Source organism: Kitasatospora sp. NPDC058243, assembly GCF_042882025.1.
Taxonomy (GTDB): Bacteria; Actinomycetota; Actinomycetes; order Streptomycetales; family Streptomycetaceae; genus Kitasatospora.
This window is the reverse complement of the sequence record NZ_JBHVWW010000027.1, coordinates 70,928-92,264: the sequence shown is the minus strand read 5'-3', so window position 1 is coordinate 92,264 and position 21,337 is coordinate 70,928. Positions and strand designations below refer to the sequence as shown.

Below are 21,337 nucleotides of genomic sequence, written 5' to 3'. Positions count from 1 at the left end.
ATCCCGCAAGGGATCACCTGGAAAGCCCCCGTTGTGTAGCGGCCTAGCACGCTGCCCTCTCACGGCAGTAGCGCCGGTTCGAATCCGGTCGGGGGTACTGATCCCGCAAGGGATCGCCAGGAAGCCCCCGTTGTGTAGCGGCCTAGCACGCTGCCCTCTCACGGCAGTAGCGCCGGTTCGAATCCGGTCGGGGGTACTTCAGAGCATGAAGCCGGTGGGTTATCCCATCGGCCCTTGCTTTGCGTTGGGGTATGGTGTAATTGGCAGCACGAGTGATTCTGGTTCATTTAGTCTAGGTTCGAGTCCTGGTACCCCAGCCAGAAATTCAAGGCCCCGGTTTCCGGGGTCTTTTTTTGTATTTCCCGGAGCATTCCGAAGGGCCCCGCGCGGTGGTGCTGCGCGGGGCCCTTTCCGGATGGCGGCGGTCAGCCGCGGCGGAGCGCCTCGGTGAGCCGGTTCGCGGCCTCGATGATGGCCTGGGCGTGCAGGCGGCCCGGGTGACGGGTCAGCCGCTCGATCGGGCCGGAGACGGAGACGGAGGCCACCACGCGGTTGGAGGGGCCGCGCACGGGAGCGGAGACGGACGCGACGCCCGGCTCGCGCTCGCCGATCGACTGGGCCCAGCCGCGCCGGCGGACGCCGCTGAGCGCGGTGGCGGTGAAACGGGCGCCCTGGAGGCCGCGGTGGAGCCGCTCGGGCTCCTCCCAGGCCAGCAGGACCTGGGCGGCCGAGCCGGCCTTCATCGGCAGGGTGCTGCCGACCGGGACGGTGTCCCGCAGGCCGGAGAGCCGCTCGGCGGCGGCTACGCAGATCCGCATCTCGCCCTGGCGGCGGTAGAGCTGTGCGCTCTCGCCGGTGACGTCGCGCAGGTGGGTCAGGACCGGGCCCGCGGTGGCGAGCAGCCGGTCCTCGCCCGCCGCGGCGGAGAGTTCGGAGAGACGGGGGCCGAGGATGAATCGCCCCTGCATGTCCCTGGTGACCAGACGGTGGTGTTCGAGTGCGACGGCGAGCCGGTGGGCCGTGGGGCGCGCCAGACCGGTGGCGGCGACCAGCCCCGCCAACGTGGCGGGGCCCGACTCCAGTGCGCTCAGCACCAGAGCGGCCTTGTCGAGAACGCCGACGCCGCTAGAGTTGTCCATGCCCTAAGACTGCAGTCTCATTCCGCGAGACGCAAGTTCAATCTTCCGGGAAAAGCGCCACTCTGGATGCAGCAGCCCGGGAGACATCCAGGATGCGACCTCACCAGAGTGTCCGCATCGTGGACAGCGATCCGGCGTGCAGGTCGCGAGAACGCGCCCGCCACAGGGCGGCGGGAGCTCCGACCTCGACGACACGAGAAGGCCGGCAACGCGGCCGGCTGGAGGGAATCCGATGGGACGGACACTCGCAGAGAAGGTCTGGGACGACCACGTCGTGCGGCGCGCGGAGGGAGAGCCCGACCTGCTCTTCATCGACCTCCACCTGCTCCACGAGGTGACCAGCCCGCAGGCCTTCGACGGGCTGCGGCTGGCCGGCCGGACGGTCCGCCGCACCGATCTGACGATCGCCACCGAGGACCACAACACCCCCACCGTCGACATCGACAAGCCGATCGCCGACCCGGTGTCCAAGGTGCAGTTGGAGACGCTGCGCCGCAACGCCGCCGAGTTCGGCGTCCGGATCCACTCGCTCGGCGACATCGAGCAGGGCGTCGTGCACGTGGTCGGCCCGCAGCTGGGCCTGACCCAGCCCGGCATGACCGTGGTCTGCGGCGACTCCCACACCTCGACCCACGGCGCCTTCGGCGCACTGGCGTTCGGCATCGGCACCAGCCAGGTCGAGCACGTGCTGGCCACCCAGACGCTGCCGCTGGCGCCGTTCCGGACGATGGCCGTCACGGTCGAGGGCGAACTGCCCGAGGGCGTCACCGCCAAGGACCTGATCCTGGCCGTGATCACCAAGATCGGCACCGGCGGCGGCCAGGGCTACGTCCTGGAGTACCGCGGTTCGGCGATCCGGGGCCTGTCCATGGAGGCCCGGATGACCATCTGCAACATGTCCATCGAGGCCGGCGCCCGGGCGGGCATGATCGCCCCGGACGAGACCACCTTCGACTACCTCAAGGGCCGTCCGCACGCCCCGCAGGGCGAGGACTGGGACGCCGCCGTCGCGTACTGGTCGACCCTGGGCACCGACGAGGACGCGGTCTTCGACCACGAGATCTTCATCGACGCGGCCGCGCTGACCCCGTTCGTCACCTGGGGCACCAACCCCGGCCAGGGCGCCCCGCTGGGCTCCGACGTGCCGGACCCGGCCTCCTTCACCGACCCGCAGGAGCGCGCGGCCGCCGAGAACGCCCTCGCCTACATGGGCCTGGAGGCCGGCACCCCGCTGCGCGAGGTCAGCGTCGACGCCGTCTTCGTCGGCTCCTGCACCAACGGCCGGATCGAGGACCTGCGCGCCGCCGCCGCCGTCGTGGAGGGCCGCCGGATCGCCGACGGCGTACGGATGCTGGTCGTCCCGGGCTCCGTCCGGGTCGCCCTGCAAGCCGTGGAGGAGGGCCTGGACAAGGTGTTCACCGCGGCCGGCGCCGAGTGGCGCCACGCGGGCTGCTCGATGTGCCTGGGCATGAACCCCGACCAGCTCGCCCCCGGCGAGCGCTGCGCCTCCACCTCGAACCGCAACTTCGAGGGCCGGCAGGGCAAGGGCGGCCGGACCCACCTGGTGTCCCCGCAGGTCGCCGCCGCGACCGCCGTCCTGGGCCGTCTGGCCGCACCGTCCGATCTGCCCTCCGACCTGGCGGACACCAACGTGGCTGTGGAGGCCTGAGAACCATGGAGAAGTTCACCACCCACACCGGCCGGGCCGTTCCGCTGCGGCGCTCGAACGTGGACACCGACCAGATCATCCCGGCCCACTGGCTCAAGAAGGTCACCCGTTCCGGTTTCGAGGGCGGCCTTTTCGAGGCCTGGCGCAAGGACGAGTCGTTCATCCTCAACCGGCCCGAGCGACAGGGCGCCACGGTCCTGGTGGCCGGCCCGGAGTTCGGCACCGGCTCCTCCCGCGAGCACGCCGTCTGGGCGCTGCAGAACTACGGCTTCCACGCGGTCATCTCGTCGCGCTTCGCGGACATCTTCCGTGGGAATTCCCTGAAGAACGGACTGCTGACGGTCGTCCTGCCGCAAGAGACCGTGGAACGGCTCTGGGCGCTCACCGAGAGTAACCCTTCGGCCGAGATCACCGTTGATCTGGAAGCCCGCGAAGTCCGGGCCGAGGGCGTCACCGCGTCTTTCGAACTGGACGACAACGTCCGGTGGCGGCTGCTCAACGGGCTGGACGACATCAGCATCACCCTGCGGAACGAGGCCGACATCGCGACCTTCGAAGCGACCCGTCCGGCCTTCAAGCCCCGTACTCTGCCGGTTGCCTGAGATCCCCTCAGAACAAGCATTCTGGCGATCCACCGGATGGCCCGCCTCCCCTTCGGGGGGGCGGGCCATCCGCCGTTCCGGAGCACGAGTTAGCGCCGCGGCCCACCCCGGATTGCCCATTTGGCTTTGCCGGAGAGGGCCCCGCGCAAGTACAACTGCGGGTAGATGGCACAATCAGTACATGCACCGGCACCATGAACCTCCGTACGCGGGCGGCGAACCCGCGGCTCCGGAGTCCGTGGGCCGGGGATCCGAACGCCGAATTGACGATCGGCCGGACGTCGCCTCCGCACCAGCTGAGGGGCCGGACGACCAGGAAGTCGCAGCGCTCTACGCGCTTGTGGCCGAGCGGTTGAAGCAAGCTCACGCCCGCGTGCATGCGCTGAACGTGTCTGCCGATGCAAAGACCGCTCTCTCCCGTCAACTCCTCATCGTCACCGAGACCGCCAAGCGCGATCTTCCGGAGGCGGCAAGGCGGTTGAGTCGCTTTGTACATGACCTCGACGAGGGGCGCCCGCCCGTCGCCTGAGGTCGCCGACGCGCAAATCCATTGCGACACTAGGGTGATTCGCGCGTTTGGTAATTGAAAGTCCGCAGATACATACCTAACGTGCGAAAAGAACGGATGGAATCATCCGGCGCCCGTTTCCGAAGGGGAAGACGTGAACAAGGCTCAGCTTGTCGAAGCGGTGGCCGAGCAGCTGGGCGGTCGCAAGGCTGCCGCAGAGGCCGTCGACGCAGTGCTCGACACCATGGTCCGTGCCGTTGTGGCCGGTGACCGGGTTTCGGTCACTGGTTTCGGCACCTTCGAGAAGGTGGAGCGCTCCGCGCGCTTCGCCCGCAACCCGCAGACCGGCGAGAAGGTCAAGGTCAAGAAGACCTCGGTGCCCCGCTTCCGTCCCGGCCAGGGCTTCAAGGACCTGGTCAGCGGCAGCAAGAAGCTGCCGAAGGAAGGCCCCTCGGTGAAGAAGGCCCCCAAGGGCTCCCTCACCCCGGGCAAGAGCGGCGTCGCCGCGACCCCGGCCGCCAAGCGCGCCGCGACCAAGCGTGCCGCCACGGCCGCCGCCGCCGCTGCTCCGGCCAAGAAGGCCGCCGCCAAGAAGGCGACCACCACGGCCGCGGCCAAGAAGACCACCGCGACCGCGACCAAGAAGACGGCCGCCGCCGCCAAGAAGGCGACCACCACCGCCGCCGCGAAGAAGACCACCGCGACCGCGACCAAGAAGACGGCCGCCGCCGCCAAGAAGGCGACCACCACCGCCGCCGCCAAGAAGACCACCGCGACCGCCAAGAAGGCGACCGCGACGGCCAAGAAGACGGCTCCGGCGAAGAAGACCGCCACCCGCAAGACCACCGCGCGCAAGACCTCTGCCAAGTAGTCCCGCGCAGCGGTCCTCGGACGGCCTTCGGCAGAGAGCCGCGGCACCCCCCTCCGTGAATTGCGGAGACCGGGTCGCCGCGGCTCTTTCGATTTCCGGGCGCTTAGTCAGGATTCTCCGACCGACGGTGACCAGGCACGGAACGCGAAGGCGGGCGTGCCGGACGGCGGGGGAGGACCAGCGGGGGGACGGTCAGTGGAGGACGGTCAGCCCGCGGCGGGGTCGGGGAAGGTCTGCAGCGTCACGAAGACCACCCGGCGGGCCTCGCCGGCGCCCTCGGTGCGGATCCGTACCCGCTGGCCCGGCCGCAGCAGCCGCAGACCGCCGGCGTCGAAGGCGGCCGCGTCGAACGGCACCGGGGTCCCGTCGTCGAGCAGCACGGAGCCGGCCCGGGTGGCGGGGTCGAAGGTGAACGCGGTGGCCTGCATGGCAGCAGCATAGCGAGCTGCCCCGACCGGCCGGGCGGCGTCCTGCGGGGCGCCGGTCAGGCCCGCGCCAGCCGGGCGAACAGGGCGCTGGTGTACGGGCCGAGGCCGAGCACCGCGGCCTCGCCGAGGTCCGCGCCGGTGTCGACGTCCCGGCGCACCGACTCCACGTCCGCCAGGCGCAGTTCGAGTGCTCCGCCGGCCGCGTGCCGGGCCCGTGAGCCGTCCCCGAAGGCGGGGGAGAGCGGGCGGCCGGGGGTGCAGGCGAGCAGCGTGGTGCCGAGGCCGGGGGAGTCCGGCAGGAAGGCCCGGCCGTCCGGTGGCACCGCGCCCAGCACCCGGGCCAGTTCGACCGGGCGCAGGGCCGGCAGGTCCGCCGAGAGGGCGGCCAGCGGCGAGCGCGGGGCGAGTGCCAGGGCGGCCGCCGCGCCGTGCACCAGCGCCTCGTTGAGGCCCTCGCCGGGTTCGTCGGCGACCACCACCGCGCCCAGCGCCGCCAGCCGGGCGCCGGCCGCCGCGTCCCGGGTGACCACCAGGACCCGGGCGACGCCCGGGGTGGCCAGCGCGGCGGTGGCGGTGTCGAGCGCGAAGGACAGCGCGAGGTCCGCCCGGTGCGGCCCGGCGTACGGGGCCAGTCGGCTCTTCGCGAGGGCGAGCGGCTTGAGCGGCAGCACCAGCGACCAGTCGGTGGTGGGTGCGGGGGGCGCGACGGGCCCGTTGGGGCGTACGGTGTCCTGGGTCATCGGCGTCATTGTGACGCCGGTCCCGGAGCCCTCGCCAGGCCGTCCGATCTGTGCGGACGTGCGTTTGATCACGCCTGCCGGGCGGGTTGGTGCGGTCGCTCGACAGCCGGTGAGCAGCCGGGCGAGACTGTTCCGCACCCGTGATCCGGGCACCGGTCCCGTACCGGTGCGCGGTACCGGGAGGTTATGACCGCGGCACCCCACGTGCCGCTTCGGATGAGGAGGACCTGGGGTGGCCCGCCGCTCGTACGCCAAGTTCGGCAACGCCGACTACGGCATCTGGTACCGCTTCGCGGCCGTGCTGGTGAAGCCGGTGACGACCGCGCTGGTGAAGCCCGACTGGCGGGGCTGGGAGCACCTTCCGAAGGAAGGCGGCTTCATCGCCGCGGTGAACCACAATTCGATCATCGACCCGGTGATCTACGCGCACTGGCAGTACAACAGCGGCCGTCCGCCGCGCATTCTCGGCAAGTCCTCGCTGTTCTCGATTCCCTTCATCGGATTCATGCTGCGCAAGACCGGCCAGATTCCGGTGTTCCGCGAGTCCACCGATGCCGCGCAGGCTTTCCGGGCCGCTATCGACGCCGTCAACGGCGGCCAGTGCGTGCAGTTCTACCCGGAGGGCACGCTCACCCGGGACCCGGACCTGTGGCCGATGACCGGCAAGAGCGGCGTCGCCCGGGTCGCGCTGATGACCGGCGCGCCGGTCATCCCGGTCGCGCACTGGGGAGCGCACGAGATCATCCCGCCGTACGGCCGGCCGGGCTTCGGGAAGGGCAAGTTCAACCTCTTCCCGCGCCACCGGGTCACCGTGGCGGCGGGGCCCGCGGTGGACCTGAGCAAGTACCGGGGCCAGGAGCTCACCGCCCAGGTGCTGGGCGACGCCACCGAGGACATCATGACGGCGATCACCGCCGTGCTGGCCGACGTCCGCGGCGAGGAGCCGCCGGCCGAGCGCTACGACATGCGCAAGGCCGCCCGGAACCGCGCCGCCGCGGCCGCCGCCGAACGCCGGCGCGCCAAGGGCGGAAACGACGACGAGGAGGGCGGCCGGTGACCCGCTGCGCAGTGATGGGGACGGGCTCGTGGGGCACCGCCTTCGCGATGGTGCTGGCCGACGCGGGCAGTGACGTCGTCCTGTGGGCCCGCCGCCAGGAACTCGTCGACGCCATCAACACCACGCACGAGAACCCGGACTACCTGCCGGGCGTGCCGCTGCCGGGCTCCGTCCGGGCCACCACCGACGCCGCCGAGGCGTTGGCCGGCGCCGACTTCGCCGTCCTGGTGGTGCCCTCGCAGACGCTGCGCGACAACCTGGCCGCCTGGACGCCGCTGATCGAGCCGCAGACCGTGCTGGTGAGCCTGATGAAGGGCATCGAACTCGGCACCGCCAAGCGGATGAGCGAGGTGATCGACGAGGTCACCAAGGTCGGCCCGGAGCGCGTCGCAGTGGTCAGCGGGCCCAACCTGGCCCGGGAGATCGCCAACCGGCAGCCCGCCGCCAGCGTCGTCGCCTGTGCGGACGAGGCGGTCGCCAAGCGGCTCCAGGCGGCCTGCCACACGCCGTACTTCCGCCCGTACACCAACACCGACGTGCTGGGCTGCGAGCTCGGCGGCGCGGTCAAGAACGTGATCGGCCTGGCGGTCGGCATGGCGGCCGGCATGGGGCTCGGCGACAACACCAAGGCGACGCTGATCACCCGCGGGCTGGCCGAGACCACCCGGCTCGGCGAGGTGCTCGGCGCCGACCCGCACACCTTCGCCGGGCTCGCCGGGATGGGCGACCTGGTCGCCACCTGCTCCTCGCCGCTGTCGCGCAACAACACCTTCGGCATGAACCTGGGCCGGGGCATGTCGCTCGCGGAGACCATTGCGGCGACCCGGCAGACCGCGGAGGGCGTCAAGTCCTGCGAGTCGGTGCTCGACCTGGCCCGGCGCAACGGCGTCGACATGCCGATCGTCGAGGCGGTGGTGGACGTCGTGCACAACGGGCGGCCCACCCAGGAGGCGCTCCAGGCCCTGATGTCCCGTTCGGCGAAGGCCGAGCGGCGCTGAGCGGCGCTGACGGCGCGGCGGTGGTCCGGGGCGGTGGCCGGGGGCGGCTGACGCCCCGGAAACCCTTCGCACGGTAGTCTCAAACCCGATATGAGCATCGAACAGTCCTCCCCGAACCCGTCCGCTGCGAAGCCGCGCGTCGCGCTGGTCTTCGGCGGACGCAGCTCCGAGCACGGCGTCTCGGTGGTCACCGCCGGCAGCGTGCTCAAGGCGATCGACCGCGAGAAGTACGAGGTGCTCCCGATCGGGATCACCCCCGAGGGCCGCTGGGCGCTGGTCAGCGACGAGCCCGCCCGGATGGCCATCACCGACGGCCGGATGCCGGACGTCACGGGCGTCGCCGAGTCCGTGGACGGGCAGGTCGCGCTGCCGATCGCCCCGGGCGACCGGGAGGTCGTCCTGAGCGAGCCGGGCAGCACCCCCAAGGCCCTCGGCGAGGTCGACGTGGTGTTCCCGCTGCTGCACGGCCCCTGGGGCGAGGACGGCACCCTGCAAGGCCTGCTGGAGCTGTCCGGCGTGCCCTACGTCGGCAACGGCGTGCTCTCCAGCGCGGTCGGCATGGACAAGGAGTTCACCAAGCGGATCCTGGCCTCGCACGGCCTGGGCGTCGGCCGGTACACCATCGTGCGGCCGCGCGACTGGGAGAGCGAGGCCGGCCGCGCCGCGGTGCGCGAGCGGGCCGCCGAACTCGGCCTGCCGCTGTTCGTGAAGCCCTGCCGGGCCGGTTCCAGCATGGGCATCACCAAGGTCAAGGACCTCGCCGACCTCGACGCCGCGATCGAGGAGGCCCGCCGGCACGACCCCAAGCTGATCATCGAGGCCGGCGTGAGCGGCCGCGAGATCGAGTGCGGCGTGCTGGAGACCGAGGACGGCCCGAAGGCCAGCCTCCCGGCCGAGGTGCTGGTCGGCGACGGCTTCGACTTCTACGACTTCGAGGCCAAGTACATCGACTCGTCCGAGGTGCAGATCCCGGCGAAGCTCGACGACGGGCAGACCGCCGAGATCCGCCGCCAGGCGGTGGCCGCGTTCGACGCGCTCGGCTGCGAGGGCCTGGCCCGGGTGGACTTCTTCCTGCTGGAGGACGGCACCTGGATGGTCAACGAGATCAACACCATGCCCGGCTTCACCCCGATCTCGGCCTACCCGAAGATGTGGGAGGCCACCGGGCTGTCCTACCCGGAGCTGATCGACCGGCTGCTCCAGGCGGCGCTGCGCCGCTCGACCGGCCTGCGGTAGCCGCACGCGAACGACGGAGGGCGGGCCGGGAAGCTCCCGGCCCGCCCTCTCGGCGCCCTCGCGGGCTCAGCCCGGGACGGTGGCCTTCACCGCGCCGGTGAGGGCGGCGGCCGGGTCGAAGGGGTTGGCCGCGGCCCCGGCCGGGACGGTCACCTCGACGTAGGCGGCGCGCATGGTCGCCACGAAGCGGTAGCCGCCGTCGGTGAGCTTCTGCGACCACCAGGTGACGTCGTCCACGGTCGGCGACCAGTCCTTGGCGTGCTCGCCGTCCAGTTCCTCCGGACGGTCGATCCCGCAACGCAGCACCGTGCGGGGCGAGCTGGCCCACGCGGCCACGTACGGAGAGGCGGGCGACGGGTCCTTGCGGGCGTGGCCGAGCAGCTCCTGCGGCAGGGCCGCGGCCAGCGCGCGGCAGTACTCGGCCGCCTTGCCGCCCGGCCGGGGGGCCGCCACCGATTCGTCGGCGGAGCCCCAACTGCCGAGCAGCACGACGACCGTGCAGGTCAGGGCGAGCGGCAGGGCCAGCCAGCGGACGGGCGCCGGCAGTGCCGTCAGCGCCCGGGGGATTCGGAGTTCTCTGGCCACCCGCCGATGGTAGCCGGGCCTTACAGGTGCACCACCGGACAGGTGAGGGTGCGGGTGATGCCCTCCACCTGCTGGACCTTGGCCACCACCAGGCGGCCCAGGTCGTCCACGGTGTCGGCCTCGGCCCGGACGATGACGTCGTACGGGCCGGTGACGTCCTCGGCCTGGAGGACGCCGGGAATCTCGGAGATCGACTGGGCCACGGCGGTGGCCTTGCCGACCTCGGTCTGGATCAGGATGTATGCCTGTACCACGGGGACCTCCGGCGGCCGGTTACGGGGATCGCCGCCGTGAGCGCCCGGACGGTCGTCGGGGTGGGAACGGGCTCACCGGCAGTCTGATCACCACGCTACCGCGCGGTGGGCCGGGGAGGGGAGACCCCGACACCCCGGAAGGGCGTACGCTGCGCGCGGGGGCGCGACGGGGACGAGTTCAGTATGGACATGCGAGAGGACGGCAGATGCAGGGGACCGTGGGCGAGCTCGGCGAGTTCGGTCTCATCAGGGAGCTGACCGCCCGGGTGCCGCTCACCGACGCGGTCGACCTCGGCCCCGGTGACGACGCCGCGGTGGTGAAGGCCCCGGACGGCCGGGTGGTGGCCACCACGGACGTCCTGATCGAGAACCGGCACTTCCGCCGGGACTGGTCCACCGCCTACGACGTGGGCCGCAAGGCCGCCGCCCAGAACCTCGCCGACGTGGCCGCCATGGGAGCGGTGCCCACCGCGATACTGCTCGGCCTGGTCGCCCCCGCCGACCTGCCCACCACCTGGGCCACCGAGCTGATGGACGGGCTGCGCGACGAGTGCCAGGTGGCCGGGGCGACGGTGGTCGGCGGCGACGTGGTGCGCGGCGACACCGTCACGCTGGCCATCACGGCGCTCGGCGACCTCCAGGGGCGCGCCCCGGTGACGCGCGCCGGTGCGCAGGTCGGCGACGTGGTCGCGGTGACCGGCTGGCTCGGCTGGTCGGCCGCCGGACTCACCGTGCTGCAACGCGGCTTCCGCTCCCCCCGCGCCTTCGTCGAGGCGCACCGCCGGCCCGAGCCGCCGTACCACGCGGGCCCGGCCGGCGCCGAGTTGGGCGCGACCTCGATGATCGACGTGAGCGACGGACTGGTCGCCGACCTCGGCCACGTGGCCCGGGCCAGCGCGGTGGACATCGACCTGAAGGCCGCCGACTTCGACGTCCCGGCGCAGATGGCCGACATCGGACAGGCGGTCGGGGTGGACCCGTTGGTCTGGGTGCTGTCCGGCGGCGAGGACCACGCGATCGTGGCGACCTTCCCGCGCGGGGTCCAACTCCCGGCCCGCTGGCGGGTGGTGGGCGAGGTGACCGGCCGCCCCCGGGGCAGCCGCAGCGGCCGGGTGACGGTGGACGGCGCGCCCTGGGACCGGGTCGGCGGCTGGGACCACTTCGCCGAGTGACGGGCGGCCGCGCCGATTGTCGTACGGCACACGGCGGGTGACCCCCGGACACCGGCGCGCGGCGGGCGGCGCGTGACCCCCGCACTCGCGGCGCACGGGCTTCGCGGGTCCGTTTTGCGTAGGCTGGCGACAACCGAGCCCGCCCGCCGTCTGCTGTGGGTGGTCTGAACCACTGCGAGCGGGAGCGCACCCAGTCATGCGTATCGGTGTACTGACCAGCGGCGGCGACTGCCCCGGCCTCAACGCGGTGATCCGCTCCGTCGTGCACCGGGGCACGGACGTGCACGGCGACGAGATCGTCGGCATCCTGGACGGCTTCCTCGGCCTGATCGAAGGCCGCACCCGGCCGGTCTCGCACGACGACGTCACCGGCCTGCTCACCCTCGGCGGCACCGTCCTGGGCTCCGCCCGGGTGCAGCGCGAGCGGATCTCCTGGGCGGTGGAGAACGCGAAGACGCTGGCCCGGGACATCGGCATCGACGCGCTCATCGCGATCGGCGGCGAGGGCACACTGACCGCCGCCAGGCTGTTCAGCGACGCCGGACTGCCGGTCGTCGGGGTGCCCAAGACCATCGACAACGACATCAACGCCACCGACGCCACCTTCGGCTTCGACACCGCGGTGCACGTCGCGACCGAGGCGATCGACCGGCTCAAGACCACCGCGGAATCCCACCAGCGCGTCATGGTCGTCGAGTTGATGGGCCGTCACACCGGCTGGATCACCCTCACCGCGGGCATGGCCGGCGGCGCGCACGGCATCCTCATCCCGGAGAAGCCCTTCGACATCGAGGCGGTGGCCCGGATGGTCGACGACCGCTTCGACCGCGGCAAGAAGTTCGCCATCATCGCCGTCGCGGAGGGCGCCGCCCCGATGCCCGGCACCATGCGCTTCGACCACGGCGAGGTCGACCAGTACGGCCACCGGACCTTCGGCGGGATCGGAAACCGGCTCGCCCACGAACTGGAGAACCTGCTCGGCAAGGAGGCCCGCCCGGTCATCCTCGGGCACACCCAGCGCGGCGGCACCCCGACCGCCCGGGACCGCGTGCTCGCCACCCGCTTCGGCTGGCACGCCGTCGAGGCCGTCCACCAGGGCGCGTTCGGCCACTTCACCGCGCTGCGCCGGACCGGGATCGAGCTGGTGCCGATCGCCGACGCGGTGACCCGGCTGAAGACGGTGCCGGAGGACCGCTGGGTGGAGTCCGAGGCCGTGCTCTGAACGCGCGCAGGTAGGTTGACCTCATGGCCCACCCGTCTCCCACCCCCGCCCTTGGCCGTCGCGCTGCGCGCGGCCCCTCTACTGCCCCTCCCCGTGTGCTCACCGTCGCCGGCTCCGACTCCGGCGGTGGCGCCGGCATCCAGGCCGACCTCAAGGCGATGCTCGCCCTCGGCGTCCACGGCATGAGCGTGATCACCGCCGTCACCGCGCAGAACTCGCTCGGCGTCCAGGGCTACTGGGAGCTGCCCGCCGAGGCCGTCCGGGCGCAGTTCCGCAGTGTGGTCGACGACATCGGGGTGCAGGCCGTGAAGACCGGCATGCTCGCCTCGATCGAACTGGTCGAGACCGTCTCCGAACTGCTGGCCGGGGTGGACGCCCCGGTGGTCGTCGACCCGGTCGGCGTCTCCAAGCACGGGGACGCCCTGCTGGCCGCCGAGGCCGTCGCCACCGTCCGCGAGCGGCTGCTGCCGCTCGCCACCCTGGCCACCCCCAACCTGCACGAAGTGACCCAGCTCACCGGCCGGACCGTCGAGGACGAGGGGCAGATGCTGGACGCCGCCAAGGCGTTGCTCGACCTCGGGCCGCGCTGGGCGCTGGTCAAGGGCGGCCACCTGGAGGGCGAGGCCGCGGACCTGCTCTACGGCGGGCCCGGCGAGGTGTACTGGTACCGGGCGCCGCGCTACGACAACCGGCACACCCACGGCACCGGTTGCACCCTGGCCAGCGCGATCGCGGCCGGGCTGGCCAAGGGCGAGCCGCTGCCGGAGGCGGTCGGCTCGGCCAAGGCGTACATCACCGGCGCGATCGCCGGTGGCTTCGCGCTCGGCGCCGGGATCGGCCCGGTCGACCACGCCTGGCGCTGGCGCTGACCCGGCCGGTGGGCGGGCCCCCGGGCCCGCCCCCCACCACGGGTGTGGCGGGAAACACGGGTGCGGCGGGACAACAGCGGCGGGAAAGCGGCGGCCGGAAAGCGAGGCAGGAAAAACAGTGAAGCCGGTTCATCCGAGGATGAACCGGCTTCACTGGAGGACCGGCATGCCGGTCTGCGCGTCAGCGCGAGACCTTACCGGCCTTGATGCACGAGGTGCAGACGTTGAGCCGCTTCGGCGTCCGCCCAATCACAGCGCGCACCGTCTGAATGTTGGGGTTCCAACGACGGGGGGTACGGCGGTGCGAGTGGGAGATGCTGTTGCCGAAGCCCGGCCCCTTGCCGCAGACGTCGCAGTTGGCAGCCACAGGAGTCACTCCAAGACTTCAGATCATTTACGTTCGACAACCCCGCTGGACCAGCGGAGCACTCGCGTGAACCTGACCGGACCGAGGGGTGAGCCTGGATTGTTCCAGGCAACCGGAAGAGCATACAACGCCTGTTCCGGTTCAACGAAACTACCATGTCCGGCAGGGTGATCGCTCCGGTCGCCGGTCCGGGCGACCCTCCCCGGCCCCCGATAACCTGCCGGTATCACCCCTCGCCGCGGCCTTGGCCGTGCTGCTGCCCCGCAGGCCGTCGCGGCGTCCCACCCGGAGGAGACCTGGTGCTGCACACGCTCGACGCCCCGGCGGTGCGCACCTGGTGCCAGCTCGCCCTGCGTGCGCTCGGCCAGGCCCGCGAGGAGATCGACGCGCTCAACGTCTATCCCGTCCCGGACGGCGACACCGGCACCAACCTCTACCTGACCGTCGAGTCCGCCGCCGCCGAGGTGGAGAGCCGCTTCGCCGACCCCGCCGCCGACCCGGCCCCCGGCCTGGCCGACACCGCGCGGGCGATGGCCCGCGGCGCGCTGGTCGGCGCCCGCGGCAACTCCGGGGTGATCCTCGCCCAGTGGCTGCGCGGCACCGCCGAGACGCTCGCCGAGGGCGGCGGCGCCGACCAGCTGCGGGCCGCCCTGCAACGGGCCGCCGACTCCGCCTACCAGGCCGTCGCGGAGCCCGTCGAGGGCACCCTGCTGACCGTCGCCCGGGTCGCCGCCCGGGAGGCCGTCCGGGCCGGGGGCGGACTCGCGCAGGTCGCCGACACCGCCTACCGGGCCGCCCGGGACGCGCTGCGGCATACCCCCGAACAGCTCGCCGTGCTGGCCGAGAACGGGGTCGTGGACGCCGGCGGGCGCGGCCTGGTCGCCGTGCTCGGCGCGCTCGCCGACGCCGTCGCCGGGCAGCAGCCGATGGGCCCGGTCGCGCTGCGCGGGGACGTCCGGGCGGTCGAGAGCTGCGCGGTGCACCTGAGGCCGCCGGGCCCCGGCCACCCCGCGTTCGAGGTGATCTACCTGCTCGACGCGCCCGACGAGGCCCTGCCCGCGCTGCGCGAGCGGCTCGGCGCGCTCGGTGACTCCCTGGTGGTCGGCGGCGGCGACGGCCTGTGGAACGTGCACGTCCACGTGGACGACGCGGGCGCCGCCGTCGAGGCGGGGGTCGAGGCCGGGCGGCCGCACCAGATCCGGATCACGCACTTCGCCGAGGCCGCCGCCCGGGCCGGCAGCGCCGCCGAGCGCGGCGAACGCCGGGAACGGGCCCGCGCGGTGCTCTGCGTGGTGTCCGGCGAGGGGCTGGCCGAGCTGTGCGAGCAGGCCGGCGCCGTCGCCCTGCACGCCGACCCGGACCGCCCGCCGGCCAGTGCCGAACTCGCCGCCGCCGTGCGCCGCTCGGCCGCCCGCGAGGTCGTCCTGCTGCTCAACGACCCCGAACTGCGTGCTGCCGCCGGGGCCGCCGCCGACCAGCTGCGCGAGGAGGGCGTGCGGATCGCCGTGCTGCCGACCCGCTCGCCGGTGCAGGGCCTGGCGGCGCTCGCGGTGCACGAGGGCGGCCGCCGCTTCGACGAGGACGTGGTCGCCATGACCTCCGCGGCCGGCGCCACCCGGTACGCCGAACTCGCCGTGGCCGAGGGGGAGTCCTGGACGATGGCCGGGGTCTGCCAGGCCGGGGACGTGCTCGGCCTGATCGACGGCGACGTCGCGGTGATCGGCACCGGGCTGGCCGAGGTCGGGGCGAGCGTGCTGGACCGGATGCTCGGCGCGGGTGGCGAACTCGTCACCCTGGTCCTCGGCGAGGGCGCCGACGAGGCGCTCGCCGACCGCCTGGTGGCGCACGCCCGGCACCGGCGGCCCGAGGTCGACGCGGTGGTCTTCCACGGCGGCCAGGAGTCCGCGCCGCTGCTCATCGGGGTGGAGTAGGGCACGCCGCGGGGCCCGGAATGTCGGCCCCGTGGTGTAGACAGGGGCCTGATGGGCGCTCTCGATGAACCACTGACCAAACTCGTCGGCGACCGCACCGCGAAGGTGCTCGCCGACAGCCTCAAGCTGCGCACGGTCGGGGACCTGCTGCACCACTATCCGCGCCGCTACGTCGAACGCGGCCAGCTCACCAGCCTGGACGAGCTGGAGATCGACGAGCACGTCACCGTGCTGGCCCGGATCGAGAAGGTCACCCTGATCCCGTTCCGCGGCCGCAAGGGCGACCGGCTGGAGGTCGTCGTCACCGACGGCCGCAGCCGGCTCTCGCTGGTCTTCTTCAACCAGGGCTGGCGGCAGAAGGAGCTCAAGTCCGGCGCCCAGGGCCTGTTCGCGGGCAAGGTCGGCGTCTTCAACCGCAGCCGCCAGCTGGTCTCGCCGGACTACCAGCTGCTCGACGAGGAGGCCGGGTCGGACGCCGCCCGGCAGTTCGCCGGCCGGCTCATCCCGGTCTACGGCGCCAGCGCGCAGATGCCCAGCTGGAAGCTGTCGATCTGCATCGAGACGGCCCTCACCAAGCACCTGGGCGACGTCGGCGAGCCACTGCCCGCCGAACTGCGCGAGCGGCACGGGCTGATCCCGTTGCCCGAGGCGCTGGAGCTGATCCACCGCCCACGCGGCCAGGCCGACCGCGAGCTCGCCCAGAGCCGGCTGCGCTGGGACGAGGCCTTCGTCCTCCAGGTCGCCCTGGCCCAGCGCCGGGCCGCCGAGTCCGCGCTGCCCGCCGTCCCGCGCCGGGCCCGCGCGGGCGGCCTGCTGGACGCCTTCGACGCCCGGCTGCCGTTCACCCTCACCGAGGGCCAGCAGAAGGTGTCCGCCGAGATCGCCGCCGACCTCGCGAGCGAGCACCCGATGCACCGGCTGCTCCAGGGCGAGGTCGGCTCCGGCAAGACCCTGGTCGCGCTGCGCGCCATGCTCGCCGTGGTCGACGCGGACGGCCAGGCGGTGCTGCTCGCGCCCACCGAGGTGCTGGCCCAGCAGCACCACCGCTCGATCGTCGAGATGATGGGAGACCTGGCGGAGGGCGGCATGCTCGGCGGCTCCGACCTCGGCACCCGGGTGGTGCTGCTGACCGGCTCCATGGGCGTCCCGGCCCGCCGCCAGGCGCTGCTCGACATGGCCTGCGGCGACGCGGGCATCGCCATCGGCACCCACGCGCTGATCGAGGACAAGGTCCAGTTCCAGGACCTCGGCCTGGTCGTGGTCGACGAGCAGCACCGCTTCGGCGTCGAACAGCGGGACGCCCTGCGCGCCAAGGGCGAACAGCCGCCGCACCTGCTGGTGATGACCGCCACCCCGATCCCGCGCACCGTCGCGATGACCGTCTTCGGGGACTTGGAGACCTCCGTCCTCGACCAGCTGCCGGCCGGCCGCTCGCCGATCTCCACCCACGTCGTCCCCGCGCTGGAGAAGCCCAACTTCCTCACCCGGGCCTGGGAGCGCGTGCGCGAGGAGGTCGCCAAGGGCCACCAGGCGTACGTGGTCTGCCCCCGGATCGGGGACGAGGAGCCCGCCGCCGAGCCGAAGAAGAAGCGGAAGGCGGCCGAGGAGGACCTGGAGGACGTCGCCGACGCCGGTGCCGGGAGCGACGAACGGCGGCCCCCGCTCTCGGTGGTGGAGACCGCCGGGAAGCTGGTCGAGGGTCCGTTGAAGGGCCTGCGGGTGGAGATCCTGCACGGCCGGCTGGCTCCGGAGGCCAAGGACGAGGTGATGCGCCGGTTCACGGCCGGCGAGGTGGACGTGCTGGTCGCCACCACCGTCATCGAGGTCGGCGTCAACGTCCCCAACTCGACCGCGATGGTCATCATGGACGCCGACCGCTTCGGCGTCTCCCAGCTCCACCAGTTGCGCGGCCGGGTCGGCCGCGGCAGCGCCGCGGGCCTGTGCCTGCTGGTCAGCGACATGCCCGCGGGCAGCGCCGCCCGGGCCCGGCTGGACGCGGTGGCCGGCACCCTGGACGGCTTCGAGCTGTCCCGGATCGACCTCGAACAGCGCCGCGAGGGCGACGTGCTGGGCCAGGCGCAGTCCGGGGTGAAGTCCTCGCTCAAGGTGCTCTCGGTGCTGGAGGACGAGGAGGTCATCCTCACCGCCCGGACGGAGGCCACCCGGCTGGTCGCCGAGGACCGCGAGCTGGCCGCCCACCCGGAGCTGCGCACCGCGCTGGAGAGCCTGCTCGACGAGGACCGCGCGGCCTACATGGAGAAGGGCTGAGCGGCCGCCGCCGGCCCCGGAATTGTCAGACCCCCGCGAGAGAATGAAGGTGTTCAGGGCGCACCCCCAAGGTGCGTACCTGGCACGACATTTGGGGGTCCTGCCATGGCATTCCGTCATCTCAACGAGCTCCCGCTGGGCGACAAGGTCTTCCGGATCGAACTCGCCAGCGACGACGACCGCGAGGTCACCCTCACCCTGACCGGCTGGCGCGAGGGGGCGGCCGCCCAGCCGCTCGCCTCGGGCAAGCTCCGCCTGCCGGTCGAGGACGTCGCCTCGCTGCGGATCGCGCTCAACCGCGCGCTGCGGGCGCTGGCGATCGTCGCCGACGTCTCCGAGCCCATCCCCGACCGCGACGTGCTGCGTGAGCTGTACCCCGGCCACGGCGCCCCCTGGGTCCCGCAGCACGAGGAGGAGCTGGTCCGGCGCTTCCACGACGGCGAGACCGTCGCCCGGATCGCCGCCCGCTTCGGCCGCACCCCCGACTCCGTCCGCACCAAGCTGCGCGAGCTCGGGCACGACCCGCGCCGCCCCGAGTTCTGCCCGCCCGACGGCTGCCTGTCCTGGTCCCGCTACGCCTCGCCGGCGCTGCTCGGCGCGGCCGCCCCGGTCCCGCCGGCGGGCTCCGAGGCGAGCTGAAAGGCGAGCTGAGAGGCGCCCCGGGGCCGGCTGGGACGGTCTCCGGGGCGAGCTGAGCCGTGACCCCGAGGCCCCACCGATCCGTCGGTGGGGCCTCGACCCGTATAGCGTGGTCGGGCAGCGACGAAAGGACCTTCCCCCACCATGACCCGCGTGATCGCCGGGCTGGCCGGCGGCCGCCGGCTGGCCGTACCGCCAGGCCGGGGCACCCGCCCGACCTCCGACAAGGCCCGTGAGGCGATGTTCTCCACCCTGGAGGCGCTGCGCGGCACCCTGCACGGGGCCCGGATGCTCGACCTGTTCGGCGGATCGGGCGCGGTCGGCCTGGAGGCGCTGTCGCGCGGCGCCGAGCACGTCCTGCTGGTCGAGGCGGACGGCCAGGCGGCCCGGGTGATCCGGGAGAACGTCCGTACGATCGGCCTGCCCGGCGTGGAGGTGAAGGCCACCAGGGCCGAGCAGGTGCTCGCGGGCCCGCCCCCGCAGACCCCGTACGACCTGGTCTTCCTCGATCCGCCGTACGCCGTGACGGACGACGAGCTGCGCGAGATGCTGATCACACTCCTGGCCGGGGGCTGGCTCGCGGAGGACGCACTCGTCACCGTGGAGCGCAGCACCCGTGGCGGCGAGTTCGGCTGGCCCGAGGGCTTCGAGGTGCTGCGCTCGCGCCGCTACGGCGAGGGCACGCTCTGGTACGGTCGCGCCGCCGCCGAGACCAGCCAGCACGAGTAGCGGGCCGAGGCCCGCAGCAGCCGTCACCCCCCGAGGGAGCACCCACGCCATGCGCCGCGCCGTCTGTCCCGGTTCGTTCGACCCGATCACCAACGGTCATCTCGACATCATCGGGCGGGCCTCGAAGCTGTACGACGTCGTGCACATCACGGTCCTGATCAACCGCAACAAGCAGGGCATGTTCAGCGTCGAGGAGCGGATCGGCCTGATCGAGGAGGTCACCGCGGACTTCGGGAACGTGGTGGTCGAGTCGTACCACGGCCTGCTGGTGGACTTCTGCCGGGAGCGTGGGATCCCCGCGATCATCAAGGGCCTGCGCGCGGTCAGCGACTTCGACTACGAGTTGCAGATGGCCCAGATGAACCACGGCCTGTCCGGGGTGGAGACGCTGTTCGTGCCGACCTCCCCGACGTACAGCTTCCTCTCCTCGACGCTGGTCAAGGAGGTCGCCTCGTACGGCGGGGACGTCTCCCACCTGCTGCCGGAGACGGTGCACCGGCGGCTGGTCGAGCGGATCGCGGAGCGCAAGGCCCAGCAGTAGGCGGGAGCGGCGGTGGCCGCGGGGCGGCCGTCCGTTTCTGCCGGTTCGTCATGACTTGTCCGCTGCCCGGTCGACCGGTTCGGCTCGGGCGTTGTGACCTCGCCGCGCGGTGGCCGTACAGTCTGTATTCCTGCCCCTGCGGTGAGGTTCACCGCGTCGGGCCTGCCTCCGCCGGACCGTCGGCGGCACACGGAAAGACGAAGCCCCGTGGACGTGCAGAACAAGGTCGACGAGATCGTCGCGGCGGTCGAGAACGCCCGCTCGATGCCGATGTCGGCCTCCTGCGTGGTGAACCGGGCCGAGCTGGTCGGCCTGCTCAACGCCCTCAAGGCGGAGCTGCCCGCCGAACTCGCCCAGGCCCAGTCGATGATGGCCGACCACGAGCAGGTGGTGGCCGGGGCCCAGGCCGAGGCCGACCGGATCATCCAGGGTGCACACGCCGAGCGCGGCTCGCTGATCTCGGACACCGAGGTGGTCCGCCGGGCCCAGGCCGAGGCCGACCGGATCCTCGCCGAGGCCCGTGGCGAGGTCGAGGCCAAGCGCGCCGAGGCCGACGACTACGTGGACAGCAAGCTCGCCAACTTCGAGGTCGTGCTGACCAAGACGCTCGGCGCCGTCGGCCGCGGCCGGACCAAGCTGCGCGGTGACTCCAGCGTCTTCGAGACCGACTTCGACGGCGAGACGGACGGCGAGGAGTTCCAGCCGCAGCGGATCACCCCCAGCCCCGAGGTCGACGAGTACGTCGATGTGAAGCTCGCCACGCTGGAGAACGTCCTCAGCGCCACCCTGGAGGCCGTCGGCAAGGGCCGCGACAAGCTGCTCGGCAAGCGGCCGATCGACGAGCTGGGCGCCTACCTGGCCGCCGCCGACGAGGCGCAGCAGGCCAAGGAGCGGGCCGAGGCGGTGGCCGCCGGCTTCGCCACCGACGGCGACGCCAACGGCGACGACATCGCCTGGTACCGCGAGGACGTCCCGCAGCAGCAGACCTGGCCGGAGCAGACCCCGGCCGCGGCGGGCTGGCAGGCCCCCGGCGTCGACCAGTACGCGGCCGCCCAGCAGCAGGGCGGGCAGCAGCAGGGGCAGTACGCCGAGGTGTACGCCGGCGGCTACGACCCGGCCGGCCAGGGCGACCCGTACGGTGCCCAGTGGGGGAACCAGCAGCAGGGCGCCGCGGACGGCTACCCGCAGCAGCAGCCGGACTACGCGGCCCAGCAGCAGCACGGGGACTACGGCTATCCGCACCAGCAGCAGCCGGGTTACGGCGCGCAGCAGTACGACGCCTACACCTACCCGCAGCAGCCCGCCGCCCCGCCTGCCGTGCCGCAACAGCAACAGCAGCAGCAGCCGGGCCTGGACGAGACCAGCTTCTTCGACACCAGCATGATCGACATGACCCGGCTCCGGGAGCTGGGCGGCCGCTGAGCCGGCCCCGCGCGGGCCCGGCGCAAGCTCCTGACGGGAGCGAAGTTGGGCCTGGCGGGAGACTCCGGTAGGCTGACCACTCCGGCCTTT

22 protein-coding genes and 3 tRNA genes are annotated in these 21,337 nt (G+C 72.7%); 19 read left to right on the top strand and 6 right to left on the bottom strand.

Annotation, left to right across the window (positions count from 1 at the left end; all coding sequences use genetic code 11):
- Window positions 1-24: 24 nt before the first annotated feature.
- The 3 genes from ACFVX9_RS19600 to ACFVX9_RS19590 all read left to right on the top strand — a co-directional run bounded on the left by ACFVX9_RS19600 (window position 25) and on the right by ACFVX9_RS19590 (window position 320).
- Window positions 25-97, top strand: a tRNA-Glu gene (locus tag ACFVX9_RS19600).
- 26 nt (window positions 98-123) lie between these two features.
- A tRNA-Glu gene (locus ACFVX9_RS19595) sits at window positions 124-196 on the top strand.
- A gap of 49 nt (window positions 197-245) precedes the next feature.
- Window positions 246-320, top strand: a tRNA-Gln gene (locus ACFVX9_RS19590).
- Window positions 321-425: 105 nt separating this feature from the next.
- On the opposite strand, the gene ACFVX9_RS19585 is transcribed toward ACFVX9_RS19590, so the two are convergent.
- Window positions 426-1,139, bottom strand: a complete 714-nt coding sequence (locus ACFVX9_RS19585; protein ID WP_063347714.1) for an IclR family transcriptional regulator — start codon at window positions 1,137-1,139, stop codon at window positions 426-428.
- Between the two features lie 232 nt (window positions 1,140-1,371).
- Between ACFVX9_RS19585 and leuC the strand changes: the two genes are divergently transcribed.
- The 4 genes from leuC to ACFVX9_RS19565 all read left to right on the top strand — a co-directional run bounded on the left by leuC (window position 1,372) and on the right by ACFVX9_RS19565 (window position 4,789).
- Complete coding sequence (gene leuC / locus ACFVX9_RS19580; RefSeq protein WP_380482306.1) at window positions 1,372-2,808, top strand: 3-isopropylmalate dehydratase large subunit; 1,437 nt, start codon at window positions 1,372-1,374, stop codon at window positions 2,806-2,808.
- Between the two features lie 5 nt (window positions 2,809-2,813).
- On the top strand, window positions 2,814-3,410 hold the full coding sequence (leuD, locus tag ACFVX9_RS19575; protein WP_063347712.1) for a 3-isopropylmalate dehydratase small subunit: 597 nt from the start codon (window positions 2,814-2,816) through the stop codon (window positions 3,408-3,410).
- 181 nt (window positions 3,411-3,591) lie between these two features.
- Window positions 3,592-3,939: a hypothetical protein gene (locus ACFVX9_RS19570; RefSeq protein WP_371517045.1), complete on the top strand. Its 348-nt coding sequence runs from the start codon at window positions 3,592-3,594 to the stop codon at window positions 3,937-3,939.
- 133 nt (window positions 3,940-4,072) lie between these two features.
- Window positions 4,073-4,789: an HU family DNA-binding protein gene (locus ACFVX9_RS19565; protein ID WP_063347711.1), complete on the top strand. Its 717-nt coding sequence runs from the start codon at window positions 4,073-4,075 to the stop codon at window positions 4,787-4,789.
- Between the two features lie 206 nt (window positions 4,790-4,995).
- Here ACFVX9_RS19565 and ACFVX9_RS19560 read toward each other — a convergent pair whose 3' ends face one another.
- Together ACFVX9_RS19560 and cofC are read right to left on the bottom strand one after the other, a co-directional pair.
- Complete coding sequence (locus tag ACFVX9_RS19560; RefSeq protein WP_063347710.1) at window positions 4,996-5,217, bottom strand: hypothetical protein; 222 nt, start codon at window positions 5,215-5,217, stop codon at window positions 4,996-4,998.
- A gap of 56 nt (window positions 5,218-5,273) precedes the next feature.
- Complete coding sequence (gene cofC, locus ACFVX9_RS19555) at window positions 5,274-5,957, bottom strand: 2-phospho-L-lactate guanylyltransferase (RefSeq protein WP_387982673.1); 684 nt, start codon at window positions 5,955-5,957, stop codon at window positions 5,274-5,276.
- Window positions 5,958-6,189: 232 nt separating this feature from the next.
- Here cofC and ACFVX9_RS19550 point away from each other — a divergent pair, with 232 nt between their 5' ends.
- The 3 genes from ACFVX9_RS19550 (at window position 6,190) to ACFVX9_RS19540 (ending at window position 9,248) form a co-directional block, all read left to right on the top strand.
- Entirely contained in the window at window positions 6,190-7,014 is an 825-nt protein-coding gene (locus ACFVX9_RS19550; RefSeq protein WP_063347708.1) for a 1-acyl-sn-glycerol-3-phosphate acyltransferase, read from the top strand.
- Between the two features lie 14 nt (window positions 7,015-7,028).
- A complete protein-coding gene (locus tag ACFVX9_RS19545) occupies window positions 7,029-8,012 on the top strand; it encodes an NAD(P)H-dependent glycerol-3-phosphate dehydrogenase (RefSeq protein ID WP_079135606.1) in 984 nt (327 codons plus the stop codon).
- Window positions 8,013-8,102: 90 nt separating this feature from the next.
- The gene (locus ACFVX9_RS19540) at window positions 8,103-9,248 is read left to right on the top strand and encodes a D-alanine--D-alanine ligase family protein (protein ID WP_363375958.1); all 1,146 of its coding nucleotides are present in this window, start codon (window positions 8,103-8,105) and stop codon (window positions 9,246-9,248) included.
- 66 nt (window positions 9,249-9,314) lie between these two features.
- On the opposite strand, the gene ACFVX9_RS19535 is transcribed toward ACFVX9_RS19540, so the two are convergent.
- Both ACFVX9_RS19535 and ACFVX9_RS19530 read right to left on the bottom strand, forming a co-directional pair.
- Window positions 9,315-9,833, bottom strand: a complete 519-nt coding sequence (locus ACFVX9_RS19535) for a DUF3515 domain-containing protein (protein ID WP_387982671.1) — start codon at window positions 9,831-9,833, stop codon at window positions 9,315-9,317.
- 20 nt (window positions 9,834-9,853) lie between these two features.
- Window positions 9,854-10,087, bottom strand: coding sequence for an Lrp/AsnC ligand binding domain-containing protein (locus ACFVX9_RS19530; protein WP_363375953.1), 234 nt, complete (start codon window positions 10,085-10,087; stop codon window positions 9,854-9,856).
- Window positions 10,088-10,293: 206 nt separating this feature from the next.
- Here ACFVX9_RS19530 and ACFVX9_RS19525 point away from each other — a divergent pair, with 206 nt between their 5' ends.
- The 3 genes from ACFVX9_RS19525 (at window position 10,294) to thiD (ending at window position 13,350) form a co-directional block, all read left to right on the top strand.
- Window positions 10,294-11,259 (top strand): thiamine-phosphate kinase, encoded by a 966-nt coding sequence (locus tag ACFVX9_RS19525; protein ID WP_063347704.1) that lies wholly within the window; start codon window positions 10,294-10,296, stop codon window positions 11,257-11,259.
- Between the two features lie 196 nt (window positions 11,260-11,455).
- Window positions 11,456-12,481 (top strand): 6-phosphofructokinase, encoded by a 1,026-nt coding sequence (locus tag ACFVX9_RS19520; RefSeq protein WP_063347703.1) that lies wholly within the window; start codon window positions 11,456-11,458, stop codon window positions 12,479-12,481.
- Between the two features lie 23 nt (window positions 12,482-12,504).
- Window positions 12,505-13,350 (top strand): bifunctional hydroxymethylpyrimidine kinase/phosphomethylpyrimidine kinase, encoded by an 846-nt coding sequence (gene thiD, locus ACFVX9_RS19515; protein WP_387982668.1) that lies wholly within the window; start codon window positions 12,505-12,507, stop codon window positions 13,348-13,350.
- A gap of 181 nt (window positions 13,351-13,531) precedes the next feature.
- Here thiD and rpmB read toward each other — a convergent pair whose 3' ends face one another.
- Window positions 13,532-13,717 (bottom strand): 50S ribosomal protein L28, encoded by a 186-nt coding sequence (rpmB, locus tag ACFVX9_RS19510; protein WP_014138233.1) that lies wholly within the window; start codon window positions 13,715-13,717, stop codon window positions 13,532-13,534.
- 299 nt (window positions 13,718-14,016) lie between these two features.
- On the opposite strand from rpmB, the gene ACFVX9_RS19505 reads away from it, so the two are divergent.
- From ACFVX9_RS19505 to ACFVX9_RS19480, 6 genes are all read left to right on the top strand, one after another.
- Window positions 14,017-15,648 carry a DAK2 domain-containing protein gene (locus ACFVX9_RS19505; RefSeq protein WP_380376610.1) on the top strand — a complete coding sequence of 544 codons (1,632 nt, stop codon included), beginning with the start codon at window positions 14,017-14,019 and terminating at the stop codon, window positions 15,646-15,648.
- Between the two features lie 51 nt (window positions 15,649-15,699).
- Window positions 15,700-17,916, top strand: coding sequence for an ATP-dependent DNA helicase RecG (gene recG / locus ACFVX9_RS19500; protein ID WP_387982666.1), 2,217 nt, complete (start codon window positions 15,700-15,702; stop codon window positions 17,914-17,916).
- 105 nt (window positions 17,917-18,021) lie between these two features.
- Complete coding sequence (locus ACFVX9_RS19495) at window positions 18,022-18,555, top strand: hypothetical protein (protein WP_380482297.1); 534 nt, start codon at window positions 18,022-18,024, stop codon at window positions 18,553-18,555.
- A 144-nt stretch (window positions 18,556-18,699) separates the two neighbouring features.
- The gene (gene rsmD, locus ACFVX9_RS19490) at window positions 18,700-19,284 is read left to right on the top strand and encodes a 16S rRNA (guanine(966)-N(2))-methyltransferase RsmD (protein ID WP_063347698.1); all 585 of its coding nucleotides are present in this window, start codon (window positions 18,700-18,702) and stop codon (window positions 19,282-19,284) included.
- 49 nt (window positions 19,285-19,333) lie between these two features.
- Window positions 19,334-19,825 carry a pantetheine-phosphate adenylyltransferase gene (gene coaD / locus ACFVX9_RS19485; protein WP_063347697.1) on the top strand — a complete coding sequence of 164 codons (492 nt, stop codon included), beginning with the start codon at window positions 19,334-19,336 and terminating at the stop codon, window positions 19,823-19,825.
- Between the two features lie 207 nt (window positions 19,826-20,032).
- Window positions 20,033-21,247, top strand: a complete 1,215-nt coding sequence (locus tag ACFVX9_RS19480) for an ATP synthase F0 subunit B (RefSeq protein WP_387982663.1) — start codon at window positions 20,033-20,035, stop codon at window positions 21,245-21,247.
- Window positions 21,248-21,337 lie beyond the last annotated feature (90 nt).

Bases quoted from the DNA above. Each gene is read 5' to 3' on its own strand.
- thiD (WP_387982668.1), top strand. From the start codon at position 12,505: ATGGCCCACCCGTCTCCCACCCCCGCCCTTGGCCGTCGCGCTGCGCGC.
- leuD (WP_063347712.1), top strand. From the start codon at position 2,814: ATGGAGAAGTTCACCACCCACACCGGCCGGGCCGTTCCGCTGCGGCGC.
- ACFVX9_RS19570 (WP_371517045.1), top strand. From the start codon at position 3,592: ATGCACCGGCACCATGAACCTCCGTACGCGGGCGGCGAACCCGCGGCT.
- leuC (WP_380482306.1), top strand. From the start codon at position 1,372: ATGGGACGGACACTCGCAGAGAAGGTCTGGGACGACCACGTCGTGCGG.
- ACFVX9_RS19525 (WP_063347704.1), top strand. From the start codon at position 10,294: ATGCAGGGGACCGTGGGCGAGCTCGGCGAGTTCGGTCTCATCAGGGAG.
- coaD (WP_063347697.1), top strand. From the start codon at position 19,334: ATGCGCCGCGCCGTCTGTCCCGGTTCGTTCGACCCGATCACCAACGGT.
- recG (WP_387982666.1), top strand. From the start codon at position 15,700: ATGGGCGCTCTCGATGAACCACTGACCAAACTCGTCGGCGACCGCACC.
- rsmD (WP_063347698.1), top strand. From the start codon at position 18,700: ATGACCCGCGTGATCGCCGGGCTGGCCGGCGGCCGCCGGCTGGCCGTA.
- ACFVX9_RS19545 (WP_079135606.1), top strand. From the start codon at position 7,029: ATGGGGACGGGCTCGTGGGGCACCGCCTTCGCGATGGTGCTGGCCGAC.
- ACFVX9_RS19585 (WP_063347714.1), bottom strand. From the start codon at position 1,139: ATGGACAACTCTAGCGGCGTCGGCGTTCTCGACAAGGCCGCTCTGGTG.
- ACFVX9_RS19560 (WP_063347710.1), bottom strand. From the start codon at position 5,217: ATGCAGGCCACCGCGTTCACCTTCGACCCCGCCACCCGGGCCGGCTCC.
- ACFVX9_RS19540 (WP_363375958.1), top strand. From the start codon at position 8,103: ATGAGCATCGAACAGTCCTCCCCGAACCCGTCCGCTGCGAAGCCGCGC.
- ACFVX9_RS19495 (WP_380482297.1), top strand. From the start codon at position 18,022: ATGGCATTCCGTCATCTCAACGAGCTCCCGCTGGGCGACAAGGTCTTC.
- cofC (WP_387982673.1), bottom strand. From the start codon at position 5,957: ATGACCCAGGACACCGTACGCCCCAACGGGCCCGTCGCGCCCCCCGCA.
- ACFVX9_RS19520 (WP_063347703.1), top strand. From the start codon at position 11,456: ATGCGTATCGGTGTACTGACCAGCGGCGGCGACTGCCCCGGCCTCAAC.